Origin of the sequence: Fulvimarina manganoxydans (assembly GCF_900176465.1) — a bacterium.
In the GTDB taxonomy this organism is placed as follows: Bacteria; Pseudomonadota; Alphaproteobacteria; order Rhizobiales; family Rhizobiaceae; genus Fulvimarina; species Fulvimarina manganoxydans.
Window position 1 is genome coordinate 39,396 of record NZ_FWXR01000010.1, and the last position, 13,034, is coordinate 52,429.

Genomic DNA, 13,034 nt, shown 5'->3' on the forward strand with positions numbered 1-13,034 from the left:
AACCTTCGCCAGAGCGCACCCCGATCAGCTCTTCTTCGCTTGATTGAGCGCCTCGTTGAAGGCTTTGGCGAAACTCTCGCGGTCGTCCAGATTGAGGAAGGCGCCGATCTCGGTCACCCGTCCTCGCGAGGCGACATCCATGCGGGTGATGCCGATTTCCTCCATGCGCGAGACGCGGAACTTCGTCCAGCTCGGCACATGATGGGACTCGCGAATGCGGCCGCGTGGTGAAATCTTGCGGATCGAGAGATCCGTGCGCGAGACGGAAATCTCCTCCCGCGCCTTGCCGGCTTGATAGCTGAGCTTGAAGGCAAAGAAGAGCAGCAGCACATCAAGGCCGAGAAAGCCGAAGACCGGCCAGGCGCCCTGGGCGACGAAGACCATGCCGGCGCCGAAGCAGACCGCGCCGAAGAGGCCCATGGTGATCGTAAATCCCTTCGGCCCGAGCGATCGATAAGGCGTCAGAAGCGCCTCGAAGATCGGACGATCGGCATTCGCTTCGCCCCTATCGGCAGGCAGATCATCTGCCGAATTGTCAGCCATGGCTCCCGCTCTTTATAAGGATCGGATGGCAGAGAAGATCGGTAGCAAAGACGGCGCGGTCAAGGCGCGCAAATCGCCGCGCGCAGCGAGCGCAAAGACGTCAGGCTCCAAGACGACGGCGCCCAAGGGCCGAGGCAAAGCCGCCAAGGCCGAGCCGAAGATTCCCTATCGACCAGACGAGGTCGCGGAGATCTTCCGGCGTTTTTCGGTCCAGCGCCCGGAGCCCGAATCCGAGCTCGAGCATTCGAACCCTTTCACGCTTCTTGTCGCCGTCGTCCTGTCGGCCCAGGCGACGGATGCGGGCGTCAACAAGGCAACGCGGGGGCTTTTTGCGAGCGCCGATACGCCTGAAGCCATGGCCGCGCTGGGGGAGGACGCGATCCGCGATCATATCAAGACGATCGGCCTCTATCGCAACAAGGCCAAAAACGTGTTGGCGCTGTCCGAGGCGCTGATCGCGCGCCATGGCGGCGAGGTGCCGAGGGATCGCGCGGCGCTCGAAGCCTTGCCCGGCGTAGGGCGCAAGACCGCCAATGTGGTTCTGAACGTCGCCTTCGGCGAGGAGACGCTCGCCGTCGACACCCACATTTTCCGGATCGGCAACCGCCTGAAGCTCGCGCCGGGCAAGACGCCGGACGAGGTCGAGGCACGGCTTCTTCCAATCGTCCCGCAACCCTATCGCCGCCATGCCCATCACTGGCTGATCCTGCATGGCCGCTATGTCTGCAAGGCGCGCAAACCCGATTGCGGGGCCTGCGTCATCGCCGATCTCTGCCACGCGGACGAGAAGACGAATGCGGTGCCGGCCGAGCTCATCGAGCTGCCCGCGCGCCTTCCACAGCCGCCCGCGTCCTGAATCTGGGATCAGGCAGGCTCCCGGTCTTGGCCGATATGCGCTGATGCAGATGAACCATGAAGGCGGCGGCAAAGAGCGGCGTTGCGAGATTGACGATCGGAATGGCGAGGAAGCCGGCGATCACGAGGCCGGCGGCAAAAACCGTGCCGGAATGCTTCGCCCGCATCGCCTTGGCATCCGCCTCGCTGCGGTATCGCAGGGCCGCGAATTCGAAATATTCCCGGCCGAGCAGATAACCGTTGACCATGAAGAAGGCGATCAGATTGACGCCCGGTATCAGGAGCAGAAACAGGGCGAAGAGATTGCCGAGAAGAACGACACCGAAGAATTTCACCGATAGAACGATGCTTCGTAGGACCGGCATTTCCTGCCCGTCCGGCGCCTTCGGATAGGAGCCGCGCTCGACCAGGGCGGCCGCATCGTCGAGAAACAGCCCGGCGATGATGGCGCTGATCGGGCCGATGAGGAAAGCGAGCCCCACGGCAAGGGCGAGCCCGGCGGCCCAGCCGGCGAGGGTCCCGGCCTGATCGACCCATTGCGGCATGTCCGGCATCAGGTCGGTGAGGAAGGGCAGCGCCAGCCATTCGAAAAGCACGTCGATGCCGAACCAGAGCCCAATCAGAACGAGAAGCGTCAGACCGAGCGTTTTCCAGAGCGTTGCGCGGAAGGGCGGGGAGAAGACGTCCGCCAAAGCCAGACGCGCGCTGGTGAAGATCATGGTCGTCTCAAGCCTCTGCCGCTTCATCGCCGATCCGGTTGAGATATGGGCGCTCATTTGCTCTCGCAACGCCGTTCGTCTGGCTTTCGCAGGCTTCGCGCGTTAGGTGAGCGCGAAAAGCATCCATCCACAAGAAGGACCGACATGGCCGAATACGACCTCCTCGCCATCGGCAATGCCATTGTCGACGTCATCGCGCGCTGCGACGACGCGTTTCTGACGGACAACAATATCCAGAAGAGCGGCATGACACTGATCGACACGGAGCGCGCCGAGGAGCTCTACGGCGCGATGGGCCCGGCCATCGAGACCTCCGGCGGCAGCGCGGCCAACACCGTGGCGGGCCTCGTCAGCCTCGGCGGCACGGGCGCCTATTTCGGCAAGGTCTCCGCCGACCAGCTCGGCACGATTTTCGCGCACGATATCCGCGCCGTCGGTGTCGCCTATGACACGGCCCCGCTCGAAGGCCATCCGCCAACGGCGCGTTCGATGATCCTGGTAACGCCCGACGGCGAGCGCTCCATGAACACCTATCTCGGCGCCTGCGTGGAGCTCGGCCCCGAGGATATCGACGCGGAAATCGTCAAGGCCTCCAAGGTCACCTATTTCGAGGGCTATCTGTGGGATCCGCCCCGGGCCAAGGAGGCGATCGTCAAGGCGGCCAATATCGCCCATGAGGCCGGACGTCTCGTCGCCATGACCCTGTCCGACGATTTCTGCGTCCATCGCTATCGTGAGGAGTTTCTCGATCTCCTGCGCTCCGGCAAGGTCGATATCGTCTTTGCCAACGAGACCGAGGCGCTGTCGCTCTACGAAACCGACAATCTCGACACGGCCATCGCCAACCTCGCCGAGGACGCCCCGCGCCTTGCCGTCGTCACGCGCAGCGAAAAGGGCTGCATTGTCGTCGAAAAGGATACGCGGCTCGTCGTTCCCGCCAGCGTCGTCGAAACCGTGATGGACACGACCGGCGCCGGCGACGTCTTTGCCAGCGGCTTTCTGCGCGGCTTGACGGCGGGATATTCACTTCAGCTCTGCGCCCAGCTTGGCGTGGAAGCGGCCGGCCATATCATCGCACAAATGGGCCCCCGCCCCCAGACGCCGCTGAAGGATTTGGAAGCGATCAAGCCGCTTCTCGGTTGAGGACTGAGAGCACCGGGCGATCTTGATTGCTCGCCCGGGCCTTGAGATCTCCGTCATGCTTTCGACGCAGCGCGGCGTCAAACACGGCGCCGTCGGACGACAAAGCGGGTGCACCCGGGCCGAGAGCCTTGTCCAGACGGCAAGCTCCGCGTCACGGGTTTAGCCTAGCGTCCGGCCGAGCGATGAGTGTGACGGGTGCGCAAGGGGACTTGGCCATGGATCGGAAGAAAACTGCCTGGAGCGCCCTTGCCGGCAGCGTATTCGGCCTCTGTCTCGCAATGGCCGGCGCGGCGAATGCGCAGACACCGGCCAAGGAGCTCTTCGGCGCCCAGCACACGGCATCGGCCGCGCGTCCCGAAAGCATCGGCTTTTATTCCCATGGCTGTCTCGCCGGGGCCGCTCAGCTTCCCGCGGACGGCCAGGCCTGGCAGGCCATGCGTCTGTCGCGCGATCGCCGCTGGGGTCATCCCGAGCTGGTCGCCTTTGTCGAGCGTCTGGCAACGGCCGTCCAGCGCCGTGGCATCTGGCCCGGCCTCCTCATCGGCGACCTTTCCATGGCGCGGGGCGGCCCAATGCCCTTCGGTCATTCCTCCCATCAGATCGGCCTCGATGCCGATGTCTGGTTCCAGCCCATGCCCCGCCAGCGGCTCAGCGAGCGCGCCCGCGAGGACTTCCCGTTTCGCTCCGTTCTGAAAAAGGGCGGGCTGACCGTCGACGACCGGATCTGGAACGACAGCTATCGCGATGTCCTGCAACTGGCGGCGAGCGATCCGAAGGTCGAGCGCATCTTCGTTCATCCGGGCATCAAGAAGAAGCTCTGCGAGACGACGCGCGGCAACCGCGCCTGGCTGAACAAGGTTCGCCCCTATTACGGCCATCACGAGCATTTCCATGTCCGGCTCGTCTGCCAGCCGGCATCGCCCAATTGCGAATCACAGCGATCGACGGGCTCGGGCGACGGCTGCGACAAGCTCGACTGGTGGTTCAATGTAGCGCTTCAGCCACCGCCACCCGACGCAAAGCCGCCCAAGCCGAAGCCGCCTCTGACGCTCGCCGACCTGCCCCGCCAGTGCCGCTCGGTGCTGGCAGCCCCGGCACGGGCACAGAGCGGGCTGACGGTCTCGACCGAGACCGGACGCCCGGCCGCTTCCACCTATTCGAAGAGCTACGCCGCGCCGGCCACGGTTCCCCTGCCCCGCTTCCGGCCCTATCGATAAGGTCGGGGCTGTCCTTGGCAGCCAGGGCGCTATAGGGATTGGACACAAGCTTCGCTTTGCCTTCCCTCTTACCTTCGACTAGAGGGGACGGCAGATCTTCAATCGATTGAAAACGGATCATCGGCGATGTCACGAGAGGCGCAGACGGTACTCAAGTTCCCCATCCTGATCGGAGACATCGGCGGCACCAATGCGCGCTTCGCGATCTTGAAGGATGCCTTCGCCGAGCCGAAGATGTTCGAGAATGTGAAGACGGCCGATTTCGAGACGATCGACGAGGCGATTCAGACGGCGGTGCTCGATCGCACGTCGGTGCAGCCCAAGAGCGCGGTGCTTGCCCTGGCCGGTCCGATCGACGGGGATGAGATCGATCTGACCAACTGCCCCTGGGTCTTGCGGCCGCGTCAGATGATCCAGACGCTCGGCCTGGAAGAGATCATTGCGATCAACGATTTCGAGGCGCAGGCGCTGGCGATCTCCGCCCTTCCCGACGACGCACGCATGGCGGTCGGCGGCGGCGTTCAGCGCGAGGGCGCGAGCCGCGCCGTGCTCGGGCCAGGCACCGGCCTCGGCGTTGCCGGTCTCGTGCGCGCTCGTAATATGTGGATTCCCGTCGCCGGCGAAGGCGGCCATGTGGATATCGGGCCGCGCACCGCGCGCGATCTCGCCATCTGGCCGCATCTGAAAACGATCGAGGGCCGCGTTTCGGGCGAACAAATCCTGTGCGGCCGTGGCCTCGTCAATCTCTACCGGGCGATTTGCCGGACGGACGGGCTCGAACCGGTTCATGACGAACCGGCCAAGATCACCCAGGGGGCGACAAGCGAGGACGATGCTCCATCCCGCGAGGCCGTGACGCTCTTTTCGACCTATCTGGGGCGCCTGGCCGGCGATCTCGCTCTCGTCTTCATGGCGCGCGGCGGCGTTTATATCGCCGGCGGCATCTTCCAGCGCCTCCTCCCAATGCTGAAGCCCGAAATGCTACGGGAAGGCTTCGAGGACAAGGCGCCGCATTCGGAGCTGATGAAGGAGATCCCACTCTATATCGTCACCGAACCGCTGGCGGCGCTCACCGGCCTTGCAGCCTTCGCCCGCTCGCCCCGCTTCTTCGGCTTGGAGACAACCGGGCGGCATTGGACGGCCTGACTGCGTCCTAGAGCGAAATGCGATCAATCGGACTCGCGATTTCGCTCTAACTCTTTGTTTTGCCGCATGATCTTCTCCGAAAAGTCGTGCAATCTTTCGGCATCATGCTCTAGTACCGGCAGGCCTTTTGATGGATCAGGCGGCGCGCCGCATATGCGCCGTGCGATGATCAATGGACAATCGGAATGCGGCGACCGGCAAATTCCTTCGCCGCAAGCAGATCGGAATAAGCGACAAGACGGTTCGACAATTCCATCTCGCGAACGCCGAGGCCGAGCCGATCGGACAGATCCGTCGTCATCGCGATCGCATTGGTAAAATAGGAAAAGGCCTCGCCGCCGGGAAGCGTCAGCGCGTCGATCTGGCTTCGGATATCACCGATCTGGCCGATTACCGCCTCGATCTGCGCATGTCGGACGTCCAGATCAGCGCCATGGGCGGTTTCGCTCGCCATGAACCGGGCGATGGCTCCATCGCTCATCTCACGCGCGGCCGCCATCTCGCTGACCATCTTCTGGCCCTTTGGAGCCGATGAATCCAGCCGTCGTCCCGCGCTCTGCCTGAAGCCCATCGATTAGATCGCTTGCCAACCGCATGCTTTGCGTGCGCGCAACGAGCTCTTCCATTTGGTCATGGCGACCGACATAGATATCCAGCCATAGGAGACTCAGAAGACGGGAACTTGCCAAAGGCAAAACGACACAGAGAAGAAGGCGTGAGCGTATGGAAACTTGATCGAAGCGCATTGTGATGAAACCCGAACTAACGCCTTGTGCTGAATGTCTGAAGCCGGCAGCCAAGCCAGCGCCTCTGTCGCTCGGCACCGTACAAGGCAAGAGTGCCGCACGTTCCTAGATTTCGATGAATTCACTGTCCGTTTCGTCAGCCATGCACATAGCGACTTCTTTAGCTGGCTTTTGACGGTTGCATCCCTGGCCAATTGAAACCGTCTTCAACGAAAGAGTTCGTCAAAGTGGGCGAGCGCTCGCCGGTGCTCAGCTGCCCTGGCGGATGTCTCTGTGCCATTGCCAGTGCCGCGAGCCGGCGCTACCACCGTCGTCGAATACGTCCCAAGCCGATAAGGAAATGCGATGGGTCTCAAAGTCGCGGTCCAGATGGATCATGTCTCCTCCATCACCATCAAGGGCGATTCCACTTTCGCCATCGCGATGGAAGCCCAGGCGCGGGGACACGAACTCTTCCATTACACGCCCGATCGCCTGTCGCTGCGCGACGGACGGGCGACGGCGCGCGCCGAGCCGATGATCCTGCGCGAGGAAGAAGGCAATCACTTCACCTTGGGACCGACGGAGAAGATCGATCTGGCCGAGATGGACGTCGTCCTGTTGCGCCAGGACCCGCCCTTCGACATGGCCTATATCACCTCGACCCATATTCTGGACCGGATCCATCCCAAGACGCTGGTGGTCAACGATCCGACCTCGGTGCGCAACGCGCCGGAAAAGATCTTCGTCACCGACTTTCCGGATCTGATGCCGGAGACGCTGATCACGAAAGACCCCGAAGAGGTGGCCGCGTTCCGCGCCGAATTCGGCGAGATCGTCATGAAGCCGCTCTATGGCAATGGCGGCGCCGGGGTCTTCCACATCACGCGCGACGATCGCAATCTGACCTCGTTTCTGGAAACCTTTGCCCTCCTCTTCCGCGAGCCATTCATCGTCCAGCGCTATCTTCCGAATGTGCGCAAGGGCGACAAGCGCATCATCCTGATCGACGGCGAATTTGCCGGCGCGATCAACCGCGTGCCCTCAGACACCGATGCGCGCTCCAACATGCATGTGGGCGGGCGCGCCGAGCCGACCGAGTTGACACCGCGCGAGCGGGAAATCTGCGAACGGATCGGCCCGACGCTCAAAGAGCAGGGCCTGATCTTCGTCGGGATCGACGTCATCGGCGATCTTCTGACCGAGATCAACGTGACCTCGCCAACCGGCATCCGGGAGGTCAAGCGCTTCGGCGGCAACGATATCGCCGCGCTCTTGTGGGATGCGATCGAGAGGCGGCTCTAACCCGGCGAGCCGTCAAGACGCGGGCGGCTGGCTCCTTCGGATAAGGCCTGGTGCGCGGCTTCATGAACAGCAGATAACGCCCTCATTCGGGAACCGTTTGGCAATCTCGCCGTATCAAGGGCATATCAAACGAGAAGCCTCGGAGGGCGTCCCATGAAGCGCATGCTGACCTTGATCCTCGCGGCGACGACCGGTATCGGCCTTGCCACGAGCCTTGCCCACGCCTCGTCCAAGGCGTTCGCCACGACCGATGTCAATCTTCGGGCTGGGCCTTCGACGTCCTATCCCGCAGTCGATGTCGTCCGCGATGGCGATCCGGTACGCGTCTTCGGCTGCCTTCAAACCCGCTCCTGGTGCGACGTCTCCTATGGCGGGGCACGCGGATGGATGTCCTCCAACTATCTGGCCTATCAGGGGCCGCGCTATCGCTATGAGGGCACCCGCGCCGTCGAGGTCATCGAGGCGCCCGTGATCACCTTCTCGCTCGGCGGCTATTGGGGCGACCATTATCGTAGCCGCGACTTCTATCGCGATCGCGCCCGCTACGACCGCGACCCGGATTGGCGCGATCATCGCCGAGACGATCGCTGGGACCGGCGGGACGAGCGCTGGGATCGCCGGCATGATAGGCGCGACGCCCGCTACGACCGCGACTACGATCGGGATCGGTTTCGTGACCGAGATCGCTGGCGCGATCACGACGGTCGGCGCGATCGAGACTGGGATCGGCGCGGGGGCGATTACGGACGCCGGGGACCTGCGGTCGAAGAGCCGGTGGTTCCGCTCTACCGCGTCGACTGAGCGCAGGATCAGAATTGCTTGAACAACGCCGCCTTTCTCGGGCGGCGTTTTCGTTTGTTCCTCGCGCTCCCGGAGCGGAGCGCTTCTCCGAAACACTCGTCTTTTCAGATATCTAGGCTTTGTTCTCGTTTGTTCTTGTTTTATTCGCGCAAACATGCTTACTTTGAATAGCGAAGTTGATCGCATCATCCGTCTGGCCGAGCCCGAAAACAAAGGTTGCCGCCATGGTCGCGCGAGTCAAAACGGTTGCCTTTCAAGGCATCGAAGCCATTCCGGTGGACGTGCAGGTCATGGTCGCGCCGGGCAAGATGGGCATTCAGATCGTTGGCCTGCCGGATAAAGCCGTTGCGGAGAGTCGTGAACGTGTCCATGCCGCGCTTCACGCCTCAGGCCTCTCGATGCCGCCCAAACGCGTCACGGTGAATCTCGCCCCGGCGGATCTGCCGAAGGAAGGCAGCCATTACGACCTACCGATCGCGCTGGGGCTAATGGCGGCGCTCGGCGCGGTCCCGGCCGATGCCCTTTCAGATTTCATGGTTCTCGGGGAGCTTTCACTGGATGGAGCGATCACGCCGGTGAACGGCGTTCTGCCCGCTGCCATGGGCGCCAACGCCATCGGGCTCGGCCTGATCTGCCCGGCCGATTGCGGCTCGGAAGCAGCCTGGGCCAGCGGCGACATGACGATCGTCGCGGCGCGCAGCCTCGTTCAGATCGCCAATCATTTTCGCGGCACCCAGATCATCGCACGACCGGAGCCGGCGGTTCGCACAGCGCCGGCCAATCAGCCGGACTTGTCGGAGATCAAGGGCCAGATCCTCGCCAAGCGCGCCTTGGAAATCGCCGCCGCAGGCGGCCACAATCTCTTGATGGTCGGCCCTCCTGGCTCCGGCAAGTCGATGCTCGCGCAGCGCCTTCCCTCGATCCTGCCGCCTCTGAGCCCGCACGAGCTCCTCGAAGTCTCGATGATCGCCTCGATCGCCGGCGAATTGTCCGGCGGCAAGCTTTCCGACCGCCGCCCCTTTCGCGCGCCCCACCATTCCGCATCCATGGCCGCGATGGTTGGGGGCGGCATCAGAGCCCGGCCCGGCGAGGTATCTCTTGCCCATCGCGGCGTTCTGTTCCTCGACGAATTTCCGGAATTCTCCCCCGTCGTTCTCGATTCCCTGCGCCAGCCGCTCGAGAGCGGCGAGAGCGTGATCGCCCGCGCCAATCATCGCGTCTCCTATCCAGCGCGCATGCAGCTGATCGCGGCCATGAACCCCTGCCGCTGCGGGATGGCGGGCGAACCGGGCCATGTCTGTGCCAGGGGCGCGCGATGCGCAGCCGATTATCAGGCCCGCATTTCCGGGCCGCTTCTCGACCGGATCGATCTCAGGGTCGATGTGCCGGCGGTGACCGCCGCCGACCTCATCCGCCCGCAAACGGGGGAAACCTCCGAGACGGTTCGCGCGCGTGTCGTGGAAGCAAGACGAATGCAGGCCGAGCGATATGCCGCTCTCGGTTTTCCACCGGAGACCAACAACGCCCAATGCTCCTCCGCTTTGGTGGAGACCGTCGCAGCACCTGACGAAGGCGGAAGCCGCCTCTTGTCGGATGCCGCGGAGAAAATGAAGTTCTCAGCCCGCGCCTATCATCGAATTCTGAAGGTCGCGCGCACCCTCGCCGACCTTGACGGCTCGGATATGGTCCGCCGCATCCATCTCGCCGAAGCCATATCCTATCGGGTCGCCGGCGAGCGCATGCCAGCGGCGGCTTAGAGCATGATGCCGAAAAATTGCACGACTTTTCGGATCACATCATTCGGCAAAGCAAACACTTAGAGAGAACTCGCGATTCCGATTTGTAGCATTTCGCTCTAAGTCCGCCGCGCGGTTTTCAACAAAGCTGAAGCTGCTCGCCACTACGATCAAGAAGATACCCGACCCACAACCTGCCTTCTGACAATTCGGCGGGGTGGAGTGGTTCGTTTTGTCCTTGCGGCCGCCCAAGAAGGGAGCCACCCAGTGCCGACCTCAGGCAGCGATGCATTCAGACGACCGAGCACATCGATCGCATCGCTTTTCAAACGAGGTCCGGCGGCCATCATCGAATGGCTCACCGCGATCTTCAACGCGATGCTTGGTGGGCTTGCCGAGGATTTAGCTGCGAAGCGTTCCGCCGGTCGCTTTCTCGACGGCAGCGACGACCTTCGCGGACACTGCTTCGAGATCCTCTTCGGTCAGCGTCCGCTCGCTAGGCGCCAGCAGCACCTCGAGCGCCACCGACTTTCGCCCTTCGCCCAACGCCCCGCCGGCAAAGACGTCGAAGACGCGCACTTCCTTCACCAGCTTCTTGTCGGCGCCTTCGGCCGCGCGGATGAGTTTCAGCGCCTCGATCCCGTCCTCGACGACAAAGGCGAAATCCCTGCGCAAAGGCTGGAAGGGCGAGATCGCCAGAACCGGCTTCGTCCGCGTCGCCTTGCGCTTGGGCTCGGGGATGGCGTCGAGGAAAACCTCGAAAGCGGCATGTGGGCCGCTCGCATCGAGCGCTTTCAAGATTTTCGGATGAAGTTCGCCGAACTCCGCGAGCACCACTTTCGGTCCGAGCTTGATCCGGCCAGAGCGCCCGGGGTGATACCACTCGCTTGCCGGCGTCTCGATCATCAGACGATCGACAGGCGCGCCCGCCGCTTCGAGCGCCGCAATGGCATCGGCCTTGGCATCGAACACACCGACCGGCTGGGCATTGCCGCTCCAGTTCCGCCCAGGCCCTTCCAGACCCGCCGTTCCACGTCGGACGCCGCCGGCGACCCGCTTCTGATCTTCGGGACCATCGCCCTGATAGATCGCCGCCACCTCGAACATCGCAACGTCGCCATACCCACGGGCCGCATTGCGCGCGAGCGCAGAGACGAGCCCAGGAATCAGGGACGGGCGCATATCCGACATGTCGGCCGCGATCGGATTTTCGAGACGCAGATTGTCGCCGCCGCCGCCGAAGGCTGCCGCATGCTCATGGGGAATGAAGGTGTAGGTCACCGCTTCCGCCATGCCCCGCGCGGCAAGCGCCCGGCGCGCGGCACGATCGCGAATTTGCGGCGTCGTCAGGATACGGCCATTGACCGCGCCCATCGTCGGCAGGGGCTGCGGTTCGATCGTGTCGACGCCGGACAGGCGCATGACCTCCTCGACGAGATCAGCCTTTCCGTCGACATCGGGTCGCCAGCTCGGCACGGTGACGCTGGCGTGTCCGCCTTGATCGACGGCTTCGAAGCCGAGGGCGCGGAGCAGATCGAGCTGCCTTTCCTTCTCGACCTCCAGCGAGGTCAGGCGCTTGACCTCGGAATAAGGGAATTCGACGACCTTGCGCTCGATCGGCTTGACCGCTTCGAGAATACGCTCGCTCGGCTCGCCGCCGCAGAGATCGAGGACCATCCGCGTTGCAATGTCGAGGCCGGGCTCGAGCGATGCCGGATCGACCCCGCGTTCGAAGCGATAGCGGGCATCGGTGACGATCCCGAGGGAGCGGCCCGCCTTGGCGATCGACAGTGCGTCCCACAAGGCGGATTCGATCAGCACATTGGTCGTCGTCTCGTCACAGCCGGAGACCTCGCCGCCCATGATGCCGCCGATCGACTCGACGCCTTTGTCGTCCGCAATCACGCAGATCGCATCGGAAAGCGCATGCACACGGCCATCGAGACCAAGAATTTCTTCGCCGTCCTTCCCCTGCCGAACGACAAGCGATCCCGAGACCTTGTCGGCGTCGAAGACATGCAGAGGTCGACCACGATCGAAGGTAACGTAATTGGTGATGTCGACCAGGGCGTTGATCGGGCGAAGGCCGATCGCCTTCAAACGCTTCTGCATCCAATCGGGCGACGGGCCATTGGAGACGCCGGAGACGAGCCGGAGGCCGAAGCCGAGACAGACTGGGCTCTCGACACGAACAGCGACCGGGCACGGACCCTTGCCTTCGATCCGATCGATCGCGGGCGTCTTCACCTTGCCGAGGCCGGAGGCGGCCAGATCGAAGGCAATGCCGGCGACCCCGGTCGCCTCCGGATGGTTGGGTGTCAGATTGATCTCGATAACCGGATCGATGAGATCGGCATAGTCGGCAAAGCGCTCGCCCACGGGCGCGTCGGCCGGCAGATCGATGATACCCTCATGGGCATCCGACAGCTCCAATTCGCGTTCCGAACACATCATGCCGAAGGACTCGACGCCGCGAATCTTGCCGACGCCGAGCGTCGTATCCAGCCCCGGCACGTAATCGCCCGGCTGGCCCAAAACGCCGATCATGCCGGCCCGGGCGTTCGGCGCGCCGCAGACGACCTGGAGCGGCTTGCCCCCATTCACCTCGGGCCCGGCATCGACCGAGAGGACCTGCAGCTTGTCGGCATCCGGGTGGCGCTCCGCGCTCAACACCTTGGCGATCCGGAAGGGCGCGAAAACCGTGCGATCGTCGACACTCTCGACTTCGAGACCGATCGACGTCAGCCGTTCGACGATCTCCTCGAGGCTTGCATCCGTTTCGAGGTGATCTTTCAGCCAGGAAAGGGTGAACTTCACTTGAAAACGTCCTTGTTAAGGGTCTTA

11 protein-coding genes are annotated in these 13,034 nt (G+C 63.3%); 7 read left to right on the forward strand and 4 right to left on the reverse strand.

Annotated elements, in window-relative coordinates:
* Positions 1-24: 24 nt before the first annotated feature.
* Positions 25-543: a DUF2244 domain-containing protein gene (locus tag B9A15_RS11995; RefSeq protein WP_084410326.1), complete on the reverse strand. Its 519-nt coding sequence runs from the start codon at positions 541-543 to the stop codon at positions 25-27.
* A 25-nt stretch (positions 544-568) separates the two neighbouring features.
* On the opposite strand from B9A15_RS11995, the gene nth reads away from it, so the two are divergent.
* The gene (gene nth / locus B9A15_RS12000) at positions 569-1,399 is read left to right on the forward strand and encodes an endonuclease III (RefSeq protein ID WP_084410424.1); all 831 of its coding nucleotides are present in this window, start codon (positions 569-571) and stop codon (positions 1,397-1,399) included.
* Here nth and B9A15_RS12005 read toward each other — a convergent pair.
* Positions 1,356-2,117 (reverse strand): sulfate transporter family protein, encoded by a 762-nt coding sequence (locus B9A15_RS12005; protein ID WP_084410425.1) that lies wholly within the window; start codon positions 2,115-2,117, stop codon positions 1,356-1,358. The genes nth and B9A15_RS12005 overlap by 44 nt on opposite strands.
* Positions 2,118-2,261: 144 nt before the next feature.
* Between B9A15_RS12005 and B9A15_RS12010 the strand changes: the two genes are divergently transcribed.
* From B9A15_RS12010 to B9A15_RS12020, 3 genes are all read left to right on the forward strand, one after another.
* A complete protein-coding gene (locus B9A15_RS12010) occupies positions 2,262-3,260 on the forward strand; it encodes an adenosine kinase (RefSeq protein WP_084410327.1) in 999 nt (332 codons plus the stop codon).
* Between the two features lie 215 nt (positions 3,261-3,475).
* Complete coding sequence (mepA, locus tag B9A15_RS12015; RefSeq protein ID WP_084410328.1) at positions 3,476-4,477, forward strand: penicillin-insensitive murein endopeptidase; 1,002 nt, start codon at positions 3,476-3,478, stop codon at positions 4,475-4,477.
* A gap of 126 nt (positions 4,478-4,603) precedes the next feature.
* Entirely contained in the window at positions 4,604-5,623 is a 1,020-nt protein-coding gene (locus B9A15_RS12020) for a glucokinase (protein ID WP_084410329.1), read from the forward strand.
* A 169-nt stretch (positions 5,624-5,792) separates the two neighbouring features.
* On the opposite strand, the gene B9A15_RS12025 is transcribed toward B9A15_RS12020, so the two are convergent.
* A complete protein-coding gene (locus B9A15_RS12025) occupies positions 5,793-6,134 on the reverse strand; it encodes a nitrate- and nitrite sensing domain-containing protein (protein WP_170923278.1) in 342 nt (113 codons plus the stop codon).
* Between the two features lie 580 nt (positions 6,135-6,714).
* Between B9A15_RS12025 and gshB the strand changes: the two genes are divergently transcribed.
* From gshB to B9A15_RS12040, 3 genes are all read left to right on the forward strand, one after another.
* Positions 6,715-7,653 (forward strand): glutathione synthase, encoded by a 939-nt coding sequence (gshB, locus tag B9A15_RS12030; RefSeq protein ID WP_084410331.1) that lies wholly within the window; start codon positions 6,715-6,717, stop codon positions 7,651-7,653.
* A gap of 153 nt (positions 7,654-7,806) precedes the next feature.
* Positions 7,807-8,454, forward strand: coding sequence for an SH3 domain-containing protein (locus B9A15_RS12035; RefSeq protein ID WP_084410332.1), 648 nt, complete (start codon positions 7,807-7,809; stop codon positions 8,452-8,454).
* Between the two features lie 224 nt (positions 8,455-8,678).
* A complete protein-coding gene (locus B9A15_RS12040) occupies positions 8,679-10,211 on the forward strand; it encodes a YifB family Mg chelatase-like AAA ATPase (RefSeq protein ID WP_084410333.1) in 1,533 nt (510 codons plus the stop codon).
* 381 nt (positions 10,212-10,592) lie between these two features.
* Here B9A15_RS12040 and pheT read toward each other — a convergent pair whose 3' ends face one another.
* Positions 10,593-13,007, reverse strand: coding sequence for a phenylalanine--tRNA ligase subunit beta (gene pheT, locus B9A15_RS12045; RefSeq protein ID WP_084410334.1), 2,415 nt, complete (start codon positions 13,005-13,007; stop codon positions 10,593-10,595).
* Positions 13,008-13,034 lie beyond the last annotated feature (27 nt).

Excerpts from the sequence above, each read along its gene's own strand:
- B9A15_RS11995 (WP_084410326.1), bottom strand. The coding sequence starts at position 543 with ATGGCTGACAATTCGGCAGATGATCTGCCTGCCGATAGGGGCGAAGCG.
- nth (WP_084410424.1), top strand. The coding sequence starts at position 569 with ATGGCAGAGAAGATCGGTAGCAAAGACGGCGCGGTCAAGGCGCGCAAA.
- B9A15_RS12005 (WP_084410425.1), bottom strand. The coding sequence starts at position 2,117 with ATGATCTTCACCAGCGCGCGTCTGGCTTTGGCGGACGTCTTCTCCCCG.
- B9A15_RS12010 (WP_084410327.1), top strand. The coding sequence starts at position 2,262 with ATGGCCGAATACGACCTCCTCGCCATCGGCAATGCCATTGTCGACGTC.
- mepA (WP_084410328.1), top strand. The coding sequence starts at position 3,476 with ATGGATCGGAAGAAAACTGCCTGGAGCGCCCTTGCCGGCAGCGTATTC.
- B9A15_RS12020 (WP_084410329.1), top strand. The coding sequence starts at position 4,604 with ATGTCACGAGAGGCGCAGACGGTACTCAAGTTCCCCATCCTGATCGGA.
- B9A15_RS12025 (WP_170923278.1), bottom strand. The coding sequence starts at position 6,134 with ATGGTCAGCGAGATGGCGGCCGCGCGTGAGATGAGCGATGGAGCCATC.
- gshB (WP_084410331.1), top strand. The coding sequence starts at position 6,715 with ATGGGTCTCAAAGTCGCGGTCCAGATGGATCATGTCTCCTCCATCACC.
- B9A15_RS12035 (WP_084410332.1), top strand. The coding sequence starts at position 7,807 with ATGAAGCGCATGCTGACCTTGATCCTCGCGGCGACGACCGGTATCGGC.
- B9A15_RS12040 (WP_084410333.1), top strand. The coding sequence starts at position 8,679 with ATGGTCGCGCGAGTCAAAACGGTTGCCTTTCAAGGCATCGAAGCCATT.